The sequence below is a fragment of the Bacteroides cellulosilyticus DSM 14838 genome (genome assembly GCF_000158035.1).
Classification (GTDB): Bacteria; Bacteroidota; Bacteroidia; order Bacteroidales; family Bacteroidaceae; genus Bacteroides; species Bacteroides cellulosilyticus.
On sequence record NZ_EQ973491.1, the window covers coordinates 78045 to 94076 of the forward strand.

The 16032-nt window shown below is 43.3% G+C and carries 13 protein-coding genes and 1 pseudogene; 9 read left to right on the forward strand and 5 right to left on the reverse strand.

Features of this window, described 5'->3' with window-relative positions:
* Together ccsA and BACCELL_RS12650 are read left to right on the forward strand one after the other, a co-directional pair.
* Positions 1–320 (forward strand): cytochrome c biogenesis protein CcsA (gene ccsA, locus BACCELL_RS12645; RefSeq protein WP_007212201.1); only part of this gene is annotated, 320 nt, incomplete at its 5' end.
* Between the two features lie 8 nt (positions 321–328).
* Complete coding sequence (locus tag BACCELL_RS12650; protein ID WP_007212202.1) at positions 329–1606, forward strand: alginate export family protein; 1278 nt, start codon at positions 329–331, stop codon at positions 1604–1606.
* Between the two features lie 35 nt (positions 1607–1641).
* On the opposite strand, the gene BACCELL_RS12655 is transcribed toward BACCELL_RS12650, so the two are convergent.
* Together BACCELL_RS12655 and BACCELL_RS12660 are read right to left on the reverse strand one after the other, a co-directional pair.
* Positions 1642–2331, reverse strand: a complete 690-nt coding sequence (locus tag BACCELL_RS12655) for a Crp/Fnr family transcriptional regulator (protein ID WP_007212203.1) — start codon at positions 2329–2331, stop codon at positions 1642–1644.
* A 45-nt stretch (positions 2332–2376) separates the two neighbouring features.
* The gene (locus BACCELL_RS12660; RefSeq protein WP_007212204.1) at positions 2377–3015 is read right to left on the reverse strand and encodes a Crp/Fnr family transcriptional regulator; all 639 of its coding nucleotides are present in this window, start codon (positions 3013–3015) and stop codon (positions 2377–2379) included.
* A gap of 320 nt (positions 3016–3335) precedes the next feature.
* On the opposite strand from BACCELL_RS12660, the gene hcp reads away from it, so the two are divergent.
* Complete coding sequence (hcp, locus tag BACCELL_RS12665) at positions 3336–4988, forward strand: hydroxylamine reductase (RefSeq protein ID WP_186971972.1); 1653 nt, start codon at positions 3336–3338, stop codon at positions 4986–4988.
* 126 nt (positions 4989–5114) lie between these two features.
* On the opposite strand, the pseudogene BACCELL_RS12670 reads toward hcp, so the two are convergent.
* From BACCELL_RS12670 to BACCELL_RS12680, 3 genes and pseudogenes are all read right to left on the reverse strand, one after another.
* A pseudogene (locus BACCELL_RS12670) lies at positions 5115–6844 on the reverse strand (ABC transporter ATP-binding protein).
* Entirely contained in the window at positions 6841–8661 is a 1821-nt protein-coding gene (locus BACCELL_RS12675) for an ABC transporter ATP-binding protein (protein WP_007212208.1), read from the reverse strand. The pseudogene BACCELL_RS12670 and the gene BACCELL_RS12675 overlap by 4 nt, the downstream one beginning before the upstream one ends.
* Positions 8662–8719: 58 nt before the next feature.
* Positions 8720–9331: a TetR/AcrR family transcriptional regulator gene (locus BACCELL_RS12680; RefSeq protein ID WP_044153867.1), complete on the reverse strand. Its 612-nt coding sequence runs from the start codon at positions 9329–9331 to the stop codon at positions 8720–8722.
* A 99-nt stretch (positions 9332–9430) separates the two neighbouring features.
* Between BACCELL_RS12680 and BACCELL_RS27405 the strand changes: the two genes are divergently transcribed.
* From BACCELL_RS27405 to BACCELL_RS12710, 6 genes are all read left to right on the forward strand, one after another.
* Positions 9431–9802: a hypothetical protein gene (locus BACCELL_RS27405; protein WP_231864136.1), complete on the forward strand. Its 372-nt coding sequence runs from the start codon at positions 9431–9433 to the stop codon at positions 9800–9802.
* Positions 9803–9916: 114 nt separating this feature from the next.
* Positions 9917–11287 (forward strand): hypothetical protein, encoded by a 1371-nt coding sequence (locus tag BACCELL_RS12690; RefSeq protein ID WP_007212211.1) that lies wholly within the window; start codon positions 9917–9919, stop codon positions 11285–11287.
* Positions 11288–11327: 40 nt separating this feature from the next.
* Positions 11328–12446, forward strand: a complete 1119-nt coding sequence (locus BACCELL_RS12695) for an imelysin family protein (RefSeq protein ID WP_007212212.1) — start codon at positions 11328–11330, stop codon at positions 12444–12446.
* A gap of 128 nt (positions 12447–12574) precedes the next feature.
* A complete protein-coding gene (locus BACCELL_RS12700) occupies positions 12575–14008 on the forward strand; it encodes a di-heme oxidoredictase family protein (RefSeq protein WP_007212213.1) in 1434 nt (477 codons plus the stop codon).
* 45 nt (positions 14009–14053) lie between these two features.
* Positions 14054–15265 carry a porin gene (locus tag BACCELL_RS12705; protein ID WP_007212214.1) on the forward strand — a complete coding sequence of 404 codons (1212 nt, stop codon included), beginning with the start codon at positions 14054–14056 and terminating at the stop codon, positions 15263–15265.
* Positions 15266–15284: 19 nt separating this feature from the next.
* Positions 15285–16019: a hypothetical protein gene (locus tag BACCELL_RS12710; protein WP_007212215.1), complete on the forward strand. Its 735-nt coding sequence runs from the start codon at positions 15285–15287 to the stop codon at positions 16017–16019.
* Positions 16020–16032: the final 13 nt, after the last annotated feature.

Here is a 16032-nt window from a genome sequence, read left to right on the forward strand (position 1 = left end):
ACAGCCGGGAGATGGACCTATGCGATAATCTGACTTATGTAGGATTGGCATTCATGACATTAGGCATGCTGTCGGGGGCTGTATGGGCAAAAGAGGCGTGGGGACATTACTGGTCGTGGGACCCGAAAGAGACATGGGCGGCCGCTACGTGGTTCTCCTATCTGATTTATATACATTTCCGCCTTGGAAAACCTTTGTTACACCGTAAGGCCTTACTTTTACTTCTGATATCATTTGTTTTGCTGCAAATGTGCTGGTACGGCATAAACTATCTGCCCTCTGCACAGGGAGTCAGCATTCATACGTATAATTTAAACTGATAATCATTATGAAAACTACTTATTGGGCAATGCTTCTCATGCTTTTGCCAAGCATGGCGTATACGCAAACAACAGAAAAAGAGAATGAATTTACAATGTCCATCCAGATCAGACCTCGTGCAGAATATCGTAATGGTGCTCTGATGCCCCGTAACGAAGGAGAGGAACCTGCAGGATTCATCAATAACCGTGCACGACTTTCTATGGAGTACAAGCGTTCTGATTTGCAAATGAAAATCTCGGCTCAGCATGTGGGGGTATGGGGACAAGATCCGCAGATTGACAAGAATGGACGTTTCATTATGAATGAGGCATGGGCTAAACTGAATTTCGGTAAAAACTTCTTTGCACAATTAGGTCGTCAGACCCTTTCGTACGATGACGAACGAATTTTGGGCGGACTGGATTGGAACATAGCCGGACGCTATCATGATGCATTGAAACTGGGCTATGCCGACCCCAACAACCAATTGCATCTTATCCTCGCTTTCAACCAGAATGACGAGACTAAGATAGGTGGTACCTATTACGTGCAGGCCGGAGCACAGCCTTACAAGAATATGCAGACATTCTGGTATCACTATAAATCTGATTATACTCCCTTTGATGCATCCTTACTGTTCATGAATCTGGGACTGGAGACCGGAGATGCAGTAACAAAAGAATCCCATACCCGCTATCTGCAAACGATGGGTACTTATATTACTTATAAGGATAATGGCTGGAATGTGGACGGTGCTTTCTACTACCAGATGGGGAAGAACCTGAATGCAGAAAAGGTATCTGCCTTTATGGCAAGCCTGCAGGCCGCTTATGCCATTGACAAGACCTGGACCGTAGTGGCAAGTGCCGATTATCTAAGCGGAGACAGCGGTGACAGTGACAAGTACAAGGCATTCAATGTTCTGTATGGCACACATCACAAGTTCTACGGAGCTATGGATTATTTCTACGCATCCGATTTTAAAAACGGATATGCTCCCGGGTTATTTGACAAACGTCTGGGTGTACGTTTCCGTGCTTCCGATAAGGTGGATATGGACTTGAACTACCACCATTTCTCAACAGCGGCGAAATTGCCGAATCTGAAGAAAGCATTAGGTTCGGAAGTCGATTACCAGATTAACTGGTCGGTGATGAAAGATGTGAAACTCTCTGCCGGATATTCCTTCATGCGCGGAACGGAAACCATGGATGTCGTGAAAGGCGGTAATCACAAAAGCTGGCAAGACTGGGGATGGGTTTCAGTAAATATCAATCCGAGAGTATTGTTTGTGAAGTGGTAAAGATAGATAAAAGAGAATACGTATGGGGAGCTTCCTCATACGTATTTTTCTAATGATGGTTCGTCCAGAACACGGACTGTCTTTCCGTCCATCTCTATAATTCCTTCCTTTATCATTTTATTAATTTCCTTCGATAGTGCAGGGCGGGTTACATTCAGATATTCGGCAAGGGTTGCCTGATTGTGAATGATGTTGACTGTTGAAGAATTCTTTTTCTTGTGTTCCAGCAAGTAGACAACGAAACGTTCACGCACTGTTTTTCGTGATAGGGTTTTCAGGCGGGATACTGTGCAGACATTACAATTGCCCGTGATGCAAAGAAAGTTGTGTAATATTTTAGGTTCCTCGCTGATAAGCTTAAACATGGACTCTTTACTGGCAGTGAGTAGGGTACTGTCTTCCATGGCAGTAAAGGTTGCCGGCAGCACTCCGTCTGAACTGAATAAATGAGGAGTAGCGAATGCACGTGCTGCAACGATATATTCTATCATGACTTCATTTCCCAATCCGTCAATAATATCTACCCGTAGTTTTCCTTCTAACAATACATATAACTTCTTGCAGAGTGTTCCCTGGGTGGCAATGATATCTTTTTTGTCTACCGAGTACAGGGAGATATCCAACCTGTCGAGCAATGAATGCTTGATGTTAAGGGGAAGGTCACGAAACAGCGGAATCTGGAAAAGTAATTCCTGATGTTTGTCGGTTAATGTTATTTTCCTCATTATATTAGGTAGTTGGTTGTACAAAGATACGATGAAAAAGTAGAATTAAAAGTATTTCTTCGAATTCTCCTCGTCAATAAACATTTCTTTTCCTTCTATTTGTATGCAGCCCTCATTGCTCAATTCAGATATGGCACGTGCCAATGACGGACGGGCTACCCCAAGTATATGTGCCACCTCCTGTTGGGAACCAATGCCTCCATGCATCTTTACATAATTGAGTAATCTGGATTTCAGGCTTTGTAAAGCAAACTCGTTCAGTTTCTTGGATAGAAACAAGCTCCGGTCGGAAATCAACTTCAGGAAATTCTGCATGACGACCGGGTACTGGTGCATGAATTCCAGAAAAGCATCCTTATTCAGAATCAATACTTCCGAGGTTTCCAGGGTTTCGATATTCACCGGGAAACGGTTTTCGGAGGCGAAGATGAAAGCCGGCGCAAGGAGTTTCGGAGCACGGAGAGTCTCTATGGTGAGTTGTTTTCCTTCTGCACTGACCATTTGCGTACGCACTGTTCCATTGCATAGAATATAGAGAGAACGGTAAATATCTCCCTGCATGGCGATAAACTCTCTCGATTTATAAGATTTAAGGGTATGTTGGTGCAACAGAACGAACTTTAACAGCGTTTCTTCTGTTATGCCTCGAAATAATGGCATCTGTAATAATATATGTGGTTCCATTCTTTTTTAAGTTTTTTGTGATAGGGTGTAACATACGTGACAATTTACCTGCTATAAACTCTCCATCTTTGCACAAAGATAATGCAAATGTATTTTATAGATGCCCGATTACAATTAATTTATAGTATGGTAAATGATAATTTGTAAACCTGTTATAAAGATTAGGCGCGGATTACACGGATTACGCGGATTTTTTGATGAAATCGATGTAATAGCGCAGCCTTTAATCCGCGTAATCCGTGTAATCCGCGCCTAAAATTATCATTTATAGAACAACCTAATTTTGCATGAGTATTTAACTAAATAAAAAGAATAAGATGATGGAAGCTAAAATGTTTTGTTATCAGTGCCAGGAGACAATGAAAGGCACCGGTTGTATCTTGAAAGGTGTGTGTGGAAAAGAAAGTCATACAGCAAAGGCAATGGATTTGCTGATGTTCGTGGTACGTGGAATATCAGTCGTTACTGATGAATTCCGTAACGCAGGACATCCCGTAGCTGCCGAAGTGAACCGTTTTGTTGTGGATGCCTTATTCTGTACCATTACAAATGCCAACTTTGATGATGAAAGCATTCTGAACAGGGTGGATAAAGGTATGGCATTGCGTAACCGTTTAATAGAAGAAGCCAAAGAAAAAGGTATTTCCTTGCCTGAAATCGACGAACTGCAATGGCAGGGTGGACGTGATGAGTATGCTTCCAAAGCGGAAAGCGTAGGTGTGCTGCGTGAGCCCGACATAGACCTGCGTTCCCTGAAAGAATTGATGACTTATGGTCTGAAAGGTATGGCGGCATATCTGGAACATGCCATGCGTCTGGGATATGACGATGCTTCTATCCATACTTTTATGCAACATGCTTTGGCCGCCACTGCCACAAAATCACTTCCGGCAGGCGAATGGGTAAAGATGGTGCTCCAGACCGGAGAATACGGTGTGAAGACTATGGCTTTATTGGATAAAGCGAATACCGAACGCTATGGCAATCCGGAAATGACAAAAGTAAATATCGGGGTAGGGAAGCGTCCGGGTATCCTGATAAGCGGCCACGACCTGAAAGATATGGAAGAACTATTGAAGCAAACCGAAGGTACAGGAGTCGACGTGTACACACATAGCGAAATGCTACCTGCTCACTATTATCCTGCTTTCAAGAAGTATTCCCACTTCGTAGGCAACTATGGAAATGCCTGGTGGAAGCAGCGTGAAGAGTTCACTACTTTCAATGGTCCTATCCTGTTTACAACAAACTGTATCGTCCCTCCGTTGGCAAATGCTGAATATAAAGAACGTATGTTTACAACAAATTCCACCGGATATCCCGGTTGCAAGTACATTCAGGCAGATGCCGAAGGTAGAAAAGACTTCTCCGAAATTATTGAGATAGCCAAGCAATGCCAGCCGCCTACGGAAATAGAACGTGGAGAAATCATCGGTGGCTTTGCCCATAATCAGGTGTTGCAACTGGCAGATAAAGTGGTAGATGCCGTGAAGAGCGGTGCTATTCGTCGCTTTGTGGTTATGGCAGGTTGCGACGGACGTATGAAGGGACGTGATTATTATACCGAATTTGCCAAGGCATTGCCTAAAGATACAGTCATCCTGACAGCAGGTTGTGCCAAGTATCGTTACAATAAGTTGCCTCTGGGAGATATCAACGGCATTCCACGCGTACTGGATGCAGGACAGTGCAACGACAGCTATTCACTGGCAGTCATTGCAATGAAACTGAAAGAAGTGTTCGAACTGAATGATATCAACGAACTCCCGATTGTGTATAACATTGCCTGGTACGAGCAGAAAGCCGTTATCGTACTGCTGGCCTTGTTGAGTCTGGGTGTGAAGAAAATCCATTTAGGGCCTACGCTGCCTGCCTTCCTGTCGCCCAATGTGGCAAAGGTCTTGGTAGATACTTTCCAGATAGGTACCATCAGTGATGTGGAAGATGACTTGAAGATGTTCCAATTATCATAAATGATTAATAAATTCTGAAGTATATTCGGATGGATAATTCCCGCCCCTACGAGTTAATCATATCGTGATTAATTTGTAGGGGCGAATTATTATTTTAGTAGAATTCTTTTGAGTGGTCTTTGAGATTTACAACTTCCACCCCAATGTCTTTTCCTGTATATTCCATAGCTTGGCGTATAGCCCCTTATTATCGAGTAGTTCCTGATGCTTACCTTGTTCAGCAATGCGTCCTTCCTCCAACACTATGATGTTATCTGCATTCTTGATCGTCTTCAGGCGATGGGCAATCACGATTACCGTACGTCCTGCAATCAATGTATTGATGGCACGCTGTACTTCCACTTCATTTTCCGGATCGAGTGAAGCCGTTGCTTCATCCAGAAGTACTACGGGAGCTTCTTTCAATATAGCTCGTGCGATAGAAATGCGCTGCTTCTCTCCACCGGACAAGGTACAACCCCCTTCACCGACCTGCGTATCATATCCTTTGGGCAATCGCATGATGAAATCGTGGCAACATGCTTTGCGGGCCGCCGCTTCTATTTCTTCGTCCGTAGCGTCGGTTTTGCCGAAACGGATATTGTTGCGAATAGTATCTTGAAACAGATACACATCTTGGAATACCATTGAGATATGGCTCATCAGCGATTCCGGTTCCAGGGTTTTCATATCTACTCCATTAAATAAAACCTGTCCCTGTTGCGGATCGTAAAAACGTGCGCATAGTTTCAGCATGGTGCTTTTCCACTGCCCGAAGGACCTACCAGAGCGGTGAGTGTATTCTTGCGCAGTGTTACTGATACATCATGCAGTACCTGTTTTTTCTGATAGCCGAACGATACGTGATAGAAAGTAATATCACCGCTTTCCGGAGCTTCTTTACTTCCTTGCATTTCCGGTTCGTTCATCAGCGCCAGGATGCGCCCTCCGGCAATGGAGAAATATCGGAATTCTGCAAAGTTGGTCAGTGCCGAAGTCAGCGGATCGAAGACGCGGGAACCGACAACGAGGAACATAACGAACGTGAGCAAGGATAAATCTCCTCCTATTAATAAGTACGTACCACAAAGTATCATCAACGTCAGACCTGCCCGTATCAACGTTACAGAAAGCAGTATGAACGGGCCGAGTAATGCTTCCTGGCGGATACAGGCACGGCGTAGTTCAGCAAAGGCATTCTTCAGACGGACAAACTTGTCGCCCAGCAGATTATATGCTTTCATTACCCGTATTCCCTGCAAGTACTCTTCCAGGCGATTGCCTGCATTGATTTTGGCAGCAATCTGTTTGCCGCTCAGTTTGTATTGCAGGTAAGTACTGCCCAGCAATATTCCTACGGCAAGTGGCAGGGCTATAAACATGGCAACGGCCATTCGCCAATCTATCCATAGCAAGCCGAGGAAGGCAAGTACAGGCATCACCAGTGCACCCATCAATTGGGGCAGATGATGCGAAATACCTGTTTCCGCCATGGTAAAGTCTGTAATCAGCATGGACGAAAGATCACCCGGATCGCGGCGTGAGAGGAAACCCAATGAGAGTTTCCGCAAATGCTCTGCCAGGCTGACACGTCCTGCGGCACTCATTTCATAGGCACCCCGGAAATTGGCGCGGTAAGAAGCCCTTTCGGCCAATGCCATGACAAATACATACACTACAAGCAGGATAAAAATAGTCCAGAGCCGTTGAGTGTCCAGTGGCATTCCGCTGCCATCGAAAGCGCGGAATATCACGTTGATCGCTTCGATGGACAGGCAGAATGGGACAATATTTACCAGGTTGGCAAGCATCGTGTAGCCCACAGGTTTGCGAAGGCGTTCGGTGTGCCCTATCGTAATATTTTCTATTGCATTCATTCTTTTACCTCCTTCTTACTGTTTAGTTCCCAGCGGAACGCATCCGTATAAGCGTCCCACATATTCTTATATAATCCTTCCGTTTTACTTAATATCTCGTGTTTCCCATGCTGTACGAGCTTTCCTTCGTTCAATACGATGATTTGCTGTGCCGAAATGATGGATGAGAGACGGTGTGCAATGATGATAACCGTTTTATTCTGGATCAGATGTTGCAAAGCCTGCTGCATCTTATATTCATTTTCGGGATCGGCAAAAGCAGTCGCTTCGTCCAGCACCAGGATAGGGGCATTTTTCAGGATAGCCCTTGCCACACAGACACGTTGCGACTCGCCACCGGAAAGGTAGACGCCCTCATCTCCGATGCGGGTTTCGTAACCTTGCGGAAGGCTTTCTATAAACTCATGGCACTGTGCGGCTTTTGCGGCAGCTATCACTTCCTCGCGTCCTGCACTGGAGTTTCCTACCCGGATATTCTCATAGAGGGTATCAAAGAAAAGGAAGCTATCCTGGAAAACAAAGGAAACAATGTCCATCAACTTTTCGGTGGGAATATTTTTGATGTTGACTCCTCCGATCCGTATTTCGCCTTCCGCTACATCCCAGAAGCGGGGAATCAGATTGGCTACTGTAGATTTTCCTGAACCCGAAGGACCTACGAGTGCTGTAATTTCACCTTGGCGTGCTGTGAAGGTGATGTCGCGCAGCGCTTCGGTACGGGTTGTCTCCGCTTTATTCTCATAAGCGAAACTAACCTTGAGGAATTCGATGTCATAACCGGCGGGTACTTGCGGCGTTTGTGCTTCCGGTACGGGCGGCTCGGCAAAGATACGATCAATACGTTCTACGCCCTCGTCTATTTCCCGTGTGCCTGATCCGAGATACATCAGTTTATAAATAGGGGAGGCTACTCCGGGCCCCATAATAATAAAGAATAGATAGACAGCGGCTAATACCAGATTTTGTGGCTCATGACTCAGTAATAGTAGACCTATCGGCAGAATAAACGTAATGAGTGAGTTCAGTAATATGGTGAAGACCATCATACCGGGTTCGTATGTATCGCATACTTTCAGTGCATATTCCTTATACGCCTCAATCTCACTATTGAAACGGCGGAATGACCGGACGCTCTGACCGAAGATTTTCACGACCGGCATGCCACGTACATATTGTACGGCTGAGGCGCTCATTCGTTCCTGTGTATCAAAGTAGATTTTAGTAAACTCCTGTGCCTTTTTCCCGAAGAAGTTGGCAAACTGTAATCCTATACTCAATGCGATACAGAATAGACATATCGCTGCCATCCATCCATTCAGGGAGAAGAAGATAATAAACATCAGAGTGACCGTAGCCAATACATTCACAAGGTCGGGGATGGTATGGGCAATGAAGTTTTCAATCTTTTCTACATTCTGTTCCATAATTTTCTTGATGCTTCCGGTAGATGTACCGTTCAGGTATCCTAACGATAAGCGTCCAATGTGTTCCGATAGCTTGATACGCAGTCCGTATAGGATACGGAAAGCTGCTACATGTGAGGCCATCAGTGCCGCATAAAGTAGCAATAATCCTCCGATCAGTCCGAAGAAGGCAAACCATCCCCAATATATCAGTATCCCGCTATCTATTTTTTCTAAGTCACTGGCGTGAAGCAGTAACTCCTGCAATACGCGGTATACCGACCAGTAGGGAACCAACATGCACGTAGCGCTTCCTGCCGACAAGATACCGGCCAGGATCAGCAACCCTTTCCGCTCGCCTGCAATCTCAAACAGGCGGGCGATTCCTTTTTTCTTTTTCAGTTTCTCTTTCATAATCTATCATACTTTTAAAAACGAACAATATTCAGATTCATTCAAAAAAAGAGAGAGCTTATATTTTCATAAGCTCTCTCCAACCAGTTACTTCGAATGTGATGTATTCTGTGACTATCTGTTCCAAATTTTCTGTCCCGACTCGATGCATGATCAATTCCTCAAACATGGTGAACATCCATGCCGTGTGCAGGTGGATAGAAAAGTCGGTTACATTGATATTCATTTGCGGATATTTTTCTTTCATATCTCTGAAGTACTCTTTCACAAGTGATGTGGAGCGTTCTGTGAAGTTCTCCTTGAAGTTTTCCAGTGAAGAACCCTGTGCATGGAAAAATAGCAATACCAACAATTTACGATGCTTTTGTATCAATGTCATGTACTCTTCTATCACATATCGTAGGTATTCTGTGGAATACATCTCCATGATATCTGCTCCATAACGCCCGTGATGTTCGTGCAGCATTCTATCGAATGCACTGATCACGGGCCGTACTACTGTACAGAAAATGTCATCCTTGTTTTTGAAATAGTTATAGATATTGCTCAACCCTACCTGGGCTTCTTGCGCAATTTCACGCATGGAAGCCTTCGGAAAGCCGTTTTCGAGGAATACTTTTTCGGCAGCTTTCAAAATTTCTTTTTGTATGTCATCTTTAGGGTATTGCATAAGTTTTATTTCTCGACTGCAAAGTAGGGGAGAATCCGCGTTTTCTGAAATACCCATTAATGATGGTTTTTTGTTAGATTTTTATAAAAATCACAATTATTGGGTATTGCCAAGGTCACTGAAAGCATGCAACTTTGCGCGTATAATCTAACTATAAACTACTATATGGTGAAACTAACCAATCATAAAAAGGCAATTGACAGACCTTTAAGTTGTAAGAGATGGGGAATAATAGCTATTATTATTCTTTTTGTAGGTAGCTTATCTTTTTTACTGTACTCTTACTTTTCTCATGACGCTGATAATCCTCAGTGTAACTGTTTGCTATGTATGCTTAATCATGTTCCTGAAGAGGGAGAGTACATTTATAACCGCTATTTGATATTTATTAGTTTTATCTGGATTGCTGTGATCTTTGCGGCTGTCTTTTTAGTGAATTACTGCTTTGTAAAAAAGAACAAAAAGAAATAGTGTTCGTTTAAGTACCTACTTGTTATTATTTTTAATAACACAATACTCATATTTGGGTATTGCCCGCCTTTTTAACTCCCTCTACCTTTGCGCCAACAAAATTTAAGATAAAAGATGAGAAAATTAACTTGCTTATTCGCCTTAGGTTTCTTGCTTTTTAACAATACTTTACGGGCTAATGAACCTGAAAAAGTAACCTCAACAGAAGAGATATCTGAAACTACGGCAAAGAAAGAGAGAATAAAACAGGTAACAAAAGATGACGACTACGAAAAGTTCCGTTTCGGTGGATACGGAGAAATGGTAGCAAAGTTTATGAATTACGGAACGAATCGTTTCTATGGTGGGGTCGATAACAGTGATCACCGCAATACCATTGCAATTCCTCGTTTTGTGTTGGCTTTTGACTACAAGTTTAATTCCAAGTGGATACTGGGTGCTGAAATAGAATTTGAAGCAGGAGGCGTAGGTATTGAAACAGAACTTGAGAATTCAGAAAACGGTGAGTATGAAACAGAAATGGAAAAGGGTGGAGAAGTCGCTCTTGAGCAGTTTCACATTACCCGTCTGATACATTCGGCTTTCAATGTTCGTGCCGGTCATTTGATTGTACCTATGGGATTGACCAATGCACACCATGAGCCTATCAACTTCTTTGGAACATCTCGTCCTGAGGGTGAAACCACAATTATTCCTTCTACCTGGCATGAGACAGGATTGGAATTCTTCGGTTCTTTTGGTAAAGGATATGCGCGCTTTGATTATCAGGCAATGATTGTTGCCGGCTTGAATGCTGATGGATTTGGTCGTGATAATTGGGTTGCTGGTGGTAAGCAGGGACTCTTTGAACAAGATAACTTTACTTCGCCTGCTTATGTAGCACGTCTGGACTATAAAGGGGTACCGGGACTGCGTGTAGGTGCTGCCTTTTACTATTGTAATGACGTGACAGCCAATGCTGATAAGAATTATAAGTATAGCAGTGTAGGCCGCTCATCAGTGAAAATCTACTCTGCCGATGCACAGTATAAAAATAAATATGTTACCGCTCGTGGTAATATCATTTATGGTGATTTAGAGAATTCTTCCAAGATCAGCAAGGTTACTCTTTCCAATAACTCCAATTATTACCACGGTGCTATGCGTAATGTAGCTAAGAATGCCCTGTGCTATGGCTTGGAGGCTGGTCTCAACCTGAGTGCTTTCTTCTCACAGAAGAAATGTCCGGTTATTTATCCTTATGCCCGTTATGAATACTACAACCCGCAGGAAGAGGCAGAAGGTTCTGCCACAATGGAGAAACGCTGCCAGGTAAGCAAATGGACGGCAGGAGTTAACTGGTTTGCATTGCCGAATCTGGTTGTGAAAGCCGATTATACTACCCGTCATATTGGTACGAACAAGGTATTTGGATCGACTAAATATAACAATGAAAATGAATTTGCTATCGGCATAGCTTATGTCGGTTGGTTTACCAAGAGATAGTTCAAATAGGTATTTATAATTAATTTAATGTTTAAGTAATATGAAAAAGTTTTTTTATTTGTCGGCTCTTTCATTGGGCATGATGTGTTCCATTACGGCTTGTAGTGATGATGACACTACGACTATAGATGCTAAGAATCTTGACTATACGGCAGAGAATGCAAGTAGTTGGGGAAATTACATGCGAGTAGTTGCACAATTGTTGGTGAATGATGCTACTGCTCTTTATGATGACTGGGCGGTTAAATACAACGAAGGTGGAAGTTATGCAGATTTCTTTAAGAATCAAGATGCTTTGACGAGCGTTGAGCAGTTGATTGATGGCTGTGTAGACATTGCCAATGAAGTAGGTACTGCCAAAATTGGTGACCCTTACGATCTTTTCATACATAATAATGAAGAAAAGGCTTTGTATGCTGTAGAGTCATGGTATAGCTGGCATTCTCGTGAAGACTATCGTAACAATATCTATTCTATTCGTAATGCTTATTACGGAACACGTACAGGAGCTATTAGCGAGTCATCTCTCTCAAAAGCAGTAGCTGCAGTAAATGCTAATCTTGATACTGAAGTGAAAAAAGCGATTGATGATGCAGCAGCAGCAATTTGGGCTATCCCGAGTCCTTTCCGCAACAATATCAATAGCCCGGAAGCAGTAAGTGCTATGGAAGCTTGTGCCACTTTGGAGGGAGTACTCAAGGGAAGCTTGAAGAATTGTATCGAAAGTATTGATAAAACAGTGTTGGCTGAAGTCGTAAAAAATTATGTGGATGTAGTTGTATTACCTACTTACTCTGATTTGAAAGCGGGAAATCAAGCTCTTTTCGATGCTGTTGAGACATTCCGTACTTCTCCCAGCAATGCTAACTTCAAGGCTTGTGCCACAGCATGGCTTGCTGCTCGTACACCGTGGGAAACCAGTGAGGCATTCCTTTTTGGTCCGGTTGCCGACAAAGGTCTTGACCCCAATATGGATAGTTGGCCGCTTGACCAGGATGGTATCGTACAGATACTGACTTCCGGTAACTATTCAGACTTAAACTGGGATGGTGACTATGATGAAGAAGATGATAAAATTGCCGGTGCACAAGCTTTGCGTGGTTACCACACTTTGGAATATTTGATCTTCAAAGATGGTGAAGCCCGTACCATTCAGTAAGATTTTTACTTGTTAGAAATAAGATTTTGCGGAAACAGCGGGATAATGAATATTCTGTTGTTTCCGCAACATCTGCGTTAAAAAGATAAATGTTAGTTACGTATTTTGCAATAATAATTCAATAACGAATGAATGGCTTATTAAAATACTCATTTCCAATCTGTTTTTCGCTTCTGGCGCTGTTCGCTTGCGAAAATGATGGAATTGATGTGGATGATATAGAAGTACCTGCCGGCTTTGCCCTCTCTGCCGGTACTGCTACCAACTTCCTGACTTCCTCTTATGCTTATGACAGGTCTGCTGACTGGATAACAGGGGCATACGATAAACGTTTCACCCGTGGTGACAAATTGTATGATGATATCCGCACCAGTAGTAATGGAATAGGTGGAGGACTGGGACCGGTTTATGCCGGTTATTCTTGTGGTAGCTGTCACCGAAATGCCGGACGTACGCAACCTACTTTGTGGAGCGAAGGTGGTTCCGGTAGCTCCGGCTTTTCGTCTATGTTGGTTTATATTAGTCGTAAGAATGGGGCTTTCTTTCAGGATTATGGACGTGTGCTTCATGATCAGGCTATTTATGGTGTGAAGCCCGAGGGAAAACTGAAAGTGGAATATACCTATGAGACTTTCCAATTCCCTGATGGTGAGACGTATGAACTCTGCAAACCCAATTATTCTATTTATGAATGGTATGCGGACAGCATCAAACCCGAAGACCTGTTCTGTACGGTGCGTATTCCTTTGCGCCACGTAGGTATGGGACAAATGATGGCGCTCGATCCCACTGAAATTGAAGCTTTGGCTGCTAAAAGCAATTATCCGGAATATGGTATCAGTGGCCGTTGCAATTACATCTCCGAGAGAGGAGTGAGAAGTTTAGGCTTGTCCGGTAATAAAGCACAGCATGCCGACCTGACAGTGGAACTTGGTTTCTCCAGCGATATGGGAGTTACGAACAGCCGCTATCCCGAAGAAATCTGTGAAGGACAGGCACAAGTAAATCAAGGCAGTATGATGGGACTTTCTTATGCCCAATTGGATGTATCTACAGAAGAGATGGAGAATGTAGACCTCTACATGCAGAGCCTTAGTGTTCCGGCACGTCGCAATGTGAATAATGAACAAGTGATCAAGGGTGAGCAGAATTTTTATAAGGCGAAGTGCCATCTCTGTCATGTAACCACCTTGCACACAAAACCACGTGGGTCTGTACTGTTGAACGGAACTCGTCTTCCCTGGCTGGGTAGTCAGACAATTCATCCATACTCGGACTTCCTGCTTCATGACATGGGCTCTGAAATTATGGGCGTAGGACTGAATGACAACTATGTAAGCGGTTTGGCCCGTGGCAACGAATGGCGTACGACTCCGCTTTGGGGTATCGGATTGCAGGAAACTGTGAATGGTCATACTTACTTCCTGCATGATGGGCGCGCTCGTAACTATGTTGAGGCTATCATGTGGCACGGGGGTGAAGGTGAAGCATCGAAGAATCTCTTCAAAAAGATGAGTAAAGAAGATCGTGATGCTTTGATCGCATTCCTGAAATCATTATAAAACAAATAACGAACAATAAAACCAATAAGTATTATATAAGCAATTATGAAGAAATTAATTTTAATGGTTGTAATGGCTGCCCTTTCGTTGGCTGCTATGGCACAGCATGAAGAAGATACAGAAAACGGTGTAGTGTCACTTGCCGGAAGAGAGGGATTTACGATAGAAACCAAGAAGGGAGACTTTGTATTCAAGCCCTACCTGTTGGTACAGACTTGTGCAAATTTCAATTGGTATGATGATGAAGGTTTGGATAAAGCGTACAATCAGGATAATGTAGCTAATTCCGGTTTCTCAATTCCCTATGCTGTATTAGGCTTCACCGGTAAAGCTTTTGGTAAAGTAGCCTTTAATCTTTCTATCAATGCGGCTGCCAGTGGGGGAGCATTGCTTCAACAAGCATGGTTCGATGTACAACTTAAAAAACAGTTTGCCGTGCGTGTCGGTAAATTCAAAACACCTTTCTCGCATGCTTATTTGACGACGTTGGGTGAAACATTGTTGCCGCAGTTGCCAGTATCATTGACTTCTGCCGTCATTCTGCCTTATTCCTTGAATGCGGTAACGCCTAATATCGGTACCGGTTTTGACCTCGGTGTTGAAATTCACGGATTGGTAGCTGATAAATTTGGCTATGAAGTAGGTTTATTCAATGGCACCGGTTCTTCTGTAAATACAGCTACAAAAACTTTGAGTGATGATTGGCATATCCCTTCTTTACTGTATGCGGGACGCTTTACTTATATGCCTAAAGGTGTGATGCCGTCCACTCAAGGTAATCCCAACCGTTTGAATGAAGATAAGATCATGTTCGGTGTATCGGCTTCAATCAATGTGGAAAGTGAGAATGAAAGTACCAATGATACTCGTGTGGGAGTGGAATTTGCCATGTTAAAGAACAAACTATATCTGGGTGCTGAAGCATATTATATGAATGTAGGTTTCACGGATCGCCAGAAGATCAATGAAAGCTACAATTATTTGGGTGGTTATGTACAGGGCGGCTACTTTGTTGCTCCCCGTTTGCAGGCTGCCTTGCGTTATGACTTCTTTAACCGTAACGGTACCGGCGATGACGGATTTTTGAATATGCCGGCTGTGGGTATGAATTATTTCTTTAAGGGTTGTAACCTGAAACTCCAGGCTATGTACCAGTATATTGCCCGTACAGGTCACGATACACAGCTCGACCGCGATAATGATAATTTAGGTCTGGCCACACATTCTGCAACAGTAATGCTGCAATATACTTTCTAAAAAAACAAAGAGAGTCGTTATGAAGAAATGTATATTATTCTTTGCCGCTATCTGGATGACACTCTGCTTCTGTTCATGTGATGATGGAAGAATCTATGAGAAGGAGGTCAATATACAGCGTGGTGGACGTGCTATGAAGTTGACAGGTCGTTTCAGTGGCATCAGCAATTGGACGGATGATTATAGTGTCGTAGTGGCAGGCTTCAATGATAAAAGTGAATACGCCGTTATAACGAAATCACTACCAGTCAATGTAGCCGACGGAACAGATATCGTTATGACACTGGGAGGTATCAGTGATGATGTGAAATCACTCAAATTGTGTGTTATCAGTCGTTTGCGCGAATGCATTGTTGAATTTAAGACGATGGAAGACGAAGAACTCACAGCCGTCACAGATACTATATTAATGGATGTGGGAACACTGGACGTGGGTATGTTCAGTTCTATCCAGTCACAGGTTTTCGATAAAAGATGTGTAGCGTGCCATGGGCAGACCGGTTCTGCATCGGGTAATTTATTTCTGACGGAGGGTAAGAGCTATCATGCGTTGGTCAACCAGCCGGCGCATAAGAATAGTGATATACTATTGGTGAAACCCGGCAGTGCAGAAGAGAGTTTTCTACATCTGGTCTTGAACAGGGCTGGTGATACGAGTATGAACCATACCGATATGCTGTCAGAAGATGAGCAACCCTTATTGAAACTGATAGATAATTGGATAAACGAAGGTATTTTTTTGAATAACGAGTAAACGATATTGAAAA

Coding starts and splice junctions, on each gene's coding strand:
- BACCELL_RS12675 (WP_007212208.1), bottom strand. CDS start 8,661: ATGAAAGAGAAACTGAAAAAGAAAAAAGGAATCGCCCGCCTGTTTGAG.
- BACCELL_RS12655 (WP_007212203.1), bottom strand. CDS start 2,331: ATGAGGAAAATAACATTAACCGACAAACATCAGGAATTACTTTTCCAG.
- BACCELL_RS12680 (WP_044153867.1), bottom strand. CDS start 9,331: ATGCAATACCCTAAAGATGACATACAAAAAGAAATTTTGAAAGCTGCC.
- BACCELL_RS12650 (WP_007212202.1), top strand. CDS start 329: ATGAAAACTACTTATTGGGCAATGCTTCTCATGCTTTTGCCAAGCATG.
- BACCELL_RS12700 (WP_007212213.1), top strand. CDS start 12,575: ATGAATGGCTTATTAAAATACTCATTTCCAATCTGTTTTTCGCTTCTG.
- BACCELL_RS12690 (WP_007212211.1), top strand. CDS start 9,917: ATGAGAAAATTAACTTGCTTATTCGCCTTAGGTTTCTTGCTTTTTAAC.
- BACCELL_RS12710 (WP_007212215.1), top strand. CDS start 15,285: ATGAAGAAATGTATATTATTCTTTGCCGCTATCTGGATGACACTCTGC.
- hcp (WP_186971972.1), top strand. CDS start 3,336: ATGGAAGCTAAAATGTTTTGTTATCAGTGCCAGGAGACAATGAAAGGC.
- BACCELL_RS12660 (WP_007212204.1), bottom strand. CDS start 3,015: ATGGAACCACATATATTATTACAGATGCCATTATTTCGAGGCATAACA.
- BACCELL_RS12695 (WP_007212212.1), top strand. CDS start 11,328: ATGAAAAAGTTTTTTTATTTGTCGGCTCTTTCATTGGGCATGATGTGT.
- BACCELL_RS12705 (WP_007212214.1), top strand. CDS start 14,054: ATGAAGAAATTAATTTTAATGGTTGTAATGGCTGCCCTTTCGTTGGCT.